4 protein-coding genes and 1 pseudogene are annotated in these 5,067 nt (G+C 70.2%); 1 reads left to right on the top strand and 4 read right to left on the bottom strand.

What is annotated here, in order from left to right:
- The 4 genes from H5J30_RS17035 to H5J30_RS17050 form a co-directional block, all read right to left on the bottom strand.
- Nucleotides 1-701: M16 family metallopeptidase (locus tag H5J30_RS17035; RefSeq protein ID WP_181788278.1), on the bottom strand; the 701-nt coding region annotated here is incomplete at its 3' end.
- Nucleotides 698-2,929, bottom strand: a complete 2,232-nt coding sequence (locus tag H5J30_RS17040; protein WP_181788279.1) for a polyribonucleotide nucleotidyltransferase — start codon at nucleotides 2,927-2,929, stop codon at nucleotides 698-700. The genes H5J30_RS17035 and H5J30_RS17040, both read right to left, overlap by 4 nt.
- Before the next feature lie 406 nt (nucleotides 2,930-3,335).
- Complete coding sequence (rpsO, locus tag H5J30_RS17045; RefSeq protein ID WP_181788280.1) at nucleotides 3,336-3,623, bottom strand: 30S ribosomal protein S15; 288 nt, start codon at nucleotides 3,621-3,623, stop codon at nucleotides 3,336-3,338.
- Nucleotides 3,624-3,823: 200 nt separating this feature from the next.
- On the bottom strand, nucleotides 3,824-4,342 hold the full coding sequence (locus tag H5J30_RS17050) for a M23 family metallopeptidase (protein ID WP_181788281.1): 519 nt from the start codon (nucleotides 4,340-4,342) through the stop codon (nucleotides 3,824-3,826).
- Between the two features lie 495 nt (nucleotides 4,343-4,837).
- On the opposite strand from H5J30_RS17050, the pseudogene H5J30_RS17055 reads away from it, so the two are divergent.
- Nucleotides 4,838-5,067, top strand: a pseudogene (locus H5J30_RS17055) (serine/threonine protein kinase); the annotation flags it as partial.

Raw genomic sequence — 5,067 nt, forward strand, 5'->3', positions numbered from 1 at the left:
TCGTCGTGGTCGACGTTGCCCGCGGCGGCGACGACGAGCCGGGTGGGTGTGTAGTGGCGCTGGTAGAAGCGGGCGACGCGGTCCCGGGTGAGCCCCGTGACGGTCTCGACGGTGCCGAGGACGGGGCGGCCGAGGGGGGTGTCGCCGAGCATCGTGCGGGCGAAGAGGTCGTGGACGCAGTCGCCGGGGTCGTCCTCGGTCATCGCGATCTCTTCGAGGACGACGCCGCGTTCCGCCTCGACGTCCTCGGCGCGGATGACGGAGCCGGTGAGCATGTCGCAGACGATGTCGATGGCCAGCGGCAGGTCCGTGTCGAGGACCCGCGCGTAGTAGCAGGTGTACTCCTTGGCCGTGAACGCGTTCATCTCGCCGCCGACCGCGTCGATGGGCGCGGAGATGTCGAGGGCGGAGCGGGTTCTGGTGCCCTTGAAGAGCAGGTGCTCCAGGTAGTGCGTGGCGCCGCCGAGCGCGGGGGTCTCGTCGCGGGAGCCGACGTGCGCCCAGATGCCGAAGGTGGCGGAGCGCACGGCGGGCAGGGTCTCGGTGAGTACGCGCAGCCCGCCGGGCAGCACCGTCTTGCGTACGGTGCCGGCGCCCTCGGCGCCCGCCGGGAGCGTGGCGGCGGTGGAGCGCGGACGGGGGACGGCCCGCCCCCGGTACGGGGGGCGGGCCGCCTTCCGACTGATGCGGGGAAGGGTCACTTCGCGGACTCGTCCTCGGACTTCCCGGCGTCGTCGCCGTCCTTCTCCTCTTCGTCCAGGACGGGGACGAGGGACAGCTTGCCGCGCTGGTCGATCTCGGCGATCTCGACCTGGACCTTCTGGCCGACGCCGAGGACGTCCTCGACGTTCTCGACGCGCTTGCCGCCGGCGAGCTTGCGGATCTGCGAGATGTGCAGCAGACCGTCCTTGCCGGGCATCAGCGAGACGAAGGCGCCGAAGGAGGTGGTCTTCACCACCGTGCCCAGGTAGCGCTCGCCGACCTCGGGCATCGTCGGGTTCGCGATGCCGTTGATGGTCGTACGGGCGGCCTCGGCGGCCGGGCCGTCGGCGGCACCGATGTAGATCGTGCCGTCGTCCTCGATGGTGATCTCGGCGCCGGTGTCCTCCTGGATCTGGTTGATCATCTTGCCCTTCGGGCCGATGACCTCACCGATCTTGTCCACCGGGATCTTGATGGTGATGATCCGCGGGGCGTGCGGGGACATCTCGTCCGGCCGGTCGATGGCCTCCATCATCACGTCGAGGATGTGCAGCCGGGCGTCGCGGGCCTGCTTCAGGGCCGCGGCCAGCACGGAGGCGGGGATGCCGTCGAGCTTGGTGTCGAGCTGCAGCGCGGTGACGAACTCCTTGGTGCCGGCGACCTTGAAGTCCATGTCGCCGAAGGCGTCCTCGGCGCCGAGGATGTCGGTCAGCGTCACGTAGCGCGTCTCGCCCTCGATCTCCTTGGAGATCAGACCCATGGCGATGCCGGCGACCGGGGCCTTCAGCGGCACACCGGCGTTCAGCAGCGACATCGTCGAGGCGCAGACCGAGCCCATGGACGTCGAGCCGTTGGAGCCGAGGGCCTCGGAGACCTGGCGGATCGCGTACGGGAAGTCCTCGCGGGCGGGCAGCACCGGCAGGATGGCGCGCTCGGCGAGCGCGCCGTGGCCGATCTCGCGGCGCTTGGGGGTGCCGACGCGGCCGGTCTCACCGGTCGAGTAGGGCGGGAAGATGTAGTTGTGCATGTAGCGCTTGCGCGTCACCGGGTTGAGGGTGTCGAGCTGCTGCTCCATGCGGAGCATGTTCAGCGTCGTCACGCCCATGATCTGGGTCTCGCCGCGCTCGAAGAGCGCCGAGCCGTGCACCCGCGGGATCGCCTCGACCTCGACCGCCAGCGGCCGGATGTCGGTGACGCCGCGGCCGTCGATACGGACCTTCTCGCGGATGACGCGCTCGCGCACCAGCTCCTTGGTGAGCGCGCGGTACGCCGCGGAGATCTCCTTCTCGCGGCCCTCGAACTGCGGGAGCAGCTTCTCGGCGGCGACGTCCTTGACGCGGTCCAGCTCGGCCTCGCGCTCCAGCTTGTTGCCGATGGTGAGGGCCTGGGCCAGCTCGTCGCGCACGGCCTGGGTGAGGGCCTGCAGCACATCGTCCTGGTGGTCGAGGAAGACGGGGAACTCACCGGTGGGCTTGGCGGCCTTGGCGGCGAGGTCGGCCTGCGCCTTGCAGAGGATCTTGATGAAGGGCTTCGCGGCCTCCAGGCCGGCGGCGACGACCTCCTCGGTCGGCGCGGTGGCGCCGCCCTTGACCAGCTCGACGGTCTGAAGGGTGGCCTCGGCCTCGACCATCATGATCGCCACGTCGCCGTCGTCGAGGACGCGGCCGGCGACGACCATGTCGAAGACGGCCTCCTCCAGCTCGGTGTGGGTGGGGAAGGCCACCCACTGGCCGCCGACGAGCGCGACGCGGGTGCCGCCGATGGGGCCGGAGAACGGCAGGCCCGCCAGCTGGGTGGAGGCGGAGGCGGCGTTGATGGCGACCACGTCGTAGAGGTGGTCGGGGTTGAGCGCCTCGATCGTGGCGACGATCTGGATCTCGTTGCGCAGGCCCTTCTTGAAGGAGGGGCGCAGCGGCCGGTCGATGAGCCGGCAGGTGAGGATGGCGTCCTCGCTGGGGCGGCCCTCGCGGCGGAAGAAGGAGCCGGGGATCTTGCCGATGGCGTACATGCGCTCTTCGACGTCCACCGTCAGGGGGAAGAAGTCGAGCTGGTCCTTGGGGTGCTTGGAGGCGCTGGTCGCCGCGAGGACCATGGTCTCGTCGTCGAGGTACGCGACGGCGGAGCCGGCGGCGAGCTTGGCGAGCCGGCCGGTCTCGAAGCGGATGGTGCGGGTACCGAAGGAGCCGTTGTCGATGACGGCCTCGGTGTAGTGGGTTTCGTTCTCCACCAGGAAAATCTCCTCGTCTGCGCCCACGCCCGTGTGGCGTGGGCGGTGAGCGGTGGAGCATTCGCGTGGCAGGCTCGGGCCGGATGAGCGGCTGTAGGCCGGGCCGGTCTTCGATCGAAGCCACCGGGGGCGCGCTCTCGCGTGCTCCGAAGGCCACTACCGAGGACCGGCGCCCGCTGTCGGCACTGGTCCGGCGGCTGCGGGCGGTTGCTCCCCGTGTTCACTCTGTGCTGATGTCCTGCCGACCAGAGTACAAGTCCCTCCGGCGGCGTCTCGACGGCTGGCTGGCAACCGTTCGGTAAGGGTCCGTACGGACGGACCGGCCCGGCGTCCGGGCGAAACCGGAGCGCTGCGGGCATGCGCCGAGGGAGCGGCTCCCGGTGCGGGGCCGCTCCCTCGTACGGCGCTAGCGGGCGCCGGCGGCGCCGCGGCGGATGCCGAGGCGGTCGACCAGCGTACGGAAGCGGGCGATGTCCTTCTTCGCCAGGTACTGCAGAAGCCGCCGGCGGCGGCCGACGAGCAGGAGCAGACCGCGGCGCGAGTGGTGGTCGTGCTTGTGGGTCTTCAGGTGCTCGGTGAGGTCGCTGATGCGCTGGGTGAGCATCGCCACCTGCACCTCGGGGGAGCCGGTGTCGCCTTCCTTCGTGGCGTACTCCGTCATGATCTTCTTCTTGGTCGCGGTGTCGAGCGACATGTCCTACTCCTCGGGTCGGCGCCGCCGAGCGTCCCTGGTTTTGGTCACAGGGAATCTGCGGTGACTCGGCAGGCGGGGCGGTCGCGGCGCCTCACCCGAGGGATACGGGGGCGCGCACGCGAACCGTCCGCCAGCCTATCAGCCGTGCGGCGGCCCGAGGACCGCCGCCCGGCGCCGCCCGGCGGGGCCGGGCGTGCGGGTCAGATCTTGACGCCGTGCTTGTTCAGGAACGCGACCGGGTCCACGGCGGAGCCGTAGTCGGGAGTGGTGCGGACCTCGAAGTGCAGGTGCGGACCGGTGGAGTTGCCGGTCGTGCCGATCTTGCCGATCAGCTCCTTGGCGTTGACCTTCTCGCCCACGTTCACGTCGATCTTGGACAGGTGGGCGTACTGGGTGTAGAGGCCCTCGCCGTGCTTGATCACGATGTTGTTGCCGTAGGCGCCGCCCCAGCCGGCCGTGACCACGGTGCCGTCGCTGGCCGACTTGACCTTCGTGCCCGTGGGGGCGGCGAAGTCCTGGCCGCTGTGCTTCGCGGCCCAGCGGGCGCCGCCCTGGTTGTACTGGCCGGTGACGTCGTAGTCGGCCGTGACGGGCTTGACCCAGTCGGGCTTGCTGTCGGCCGTGGCGACGCCCGAGCCGAGGGCGACGACCATGCCGGCGCCCGCGGCGAGCATGGCGGTGGTGGCGACGGGGGCGGTGAACTTGGCGTGCTTGAACATTCTCGGAATTCCCTCCAGAAAGGTTCCGACCCCGGCTGCGCTCCGAGGTCGCTCCACCTTGGTAACGCGTCCGATCGGGGCAGACAAGGACCCTTGGTACGAGCCGGGGTCGTAGCCGCTAGTCGGGTTTTTCTGCCCCTTGTGCGCCCCAAAAGAACGGCGCCGAGAACGGCCCCGGACGGCATGCGAGCGAGCCTTCCGAGAACACCTATGCAGGTCAGAGCCGATCTAGCGACCCGTTTCCGAAAGTCCGAAGGACTCCCCTGCCGAAAGTCCGGCGACCGCAGAGGCGAAAGTCCCGGACCCTCGTCAGATTCGCCTACTACCGCTTTTAGGATTCCTTCAGAGGCATGTGGTGCACGCCACTCGCGGATAAGAATGTGCGGCTCTCGCGCGGGCCTTTCTCCCCTGCCGCACGGGACCAATTACCCCCCGCCTGGCGCGGAGCCCCGCCGTCCCCGGTAGGCTGCGTCCGGCCAGTTCCTAGGAGGGGGTATGGAACCGCTGCGACTCGACGACCCCGAGCAGTTCGGGGCGTACCGGCCGGTGGGGCGTCTGGATACGGACGCGAGCGAGATGCGTGCGCCTGCCGCGCGCTACATCGCCCAGGCGCCGGGAGGCGAACGCACTGTCCTGATCACCGCACCGCGCACCGAGGCGACGGCCGCCGACCACGGCCACGCCGGGCGCTTCCACGCCGCCGCCGCCGAGGCCCAGCGCCTCGG

Origin of the sequence: Streptomyces phytophilus (assembly GCF_013870535.1) — a bacterium.
In the GTDB taxonomy this organism is placed as follows: Bacteria; Actinomycetota; Actinomycetes; order Streptomycetales; family Streptomycetaceae; genus Streptomyces; species Streptomyces phytophilus.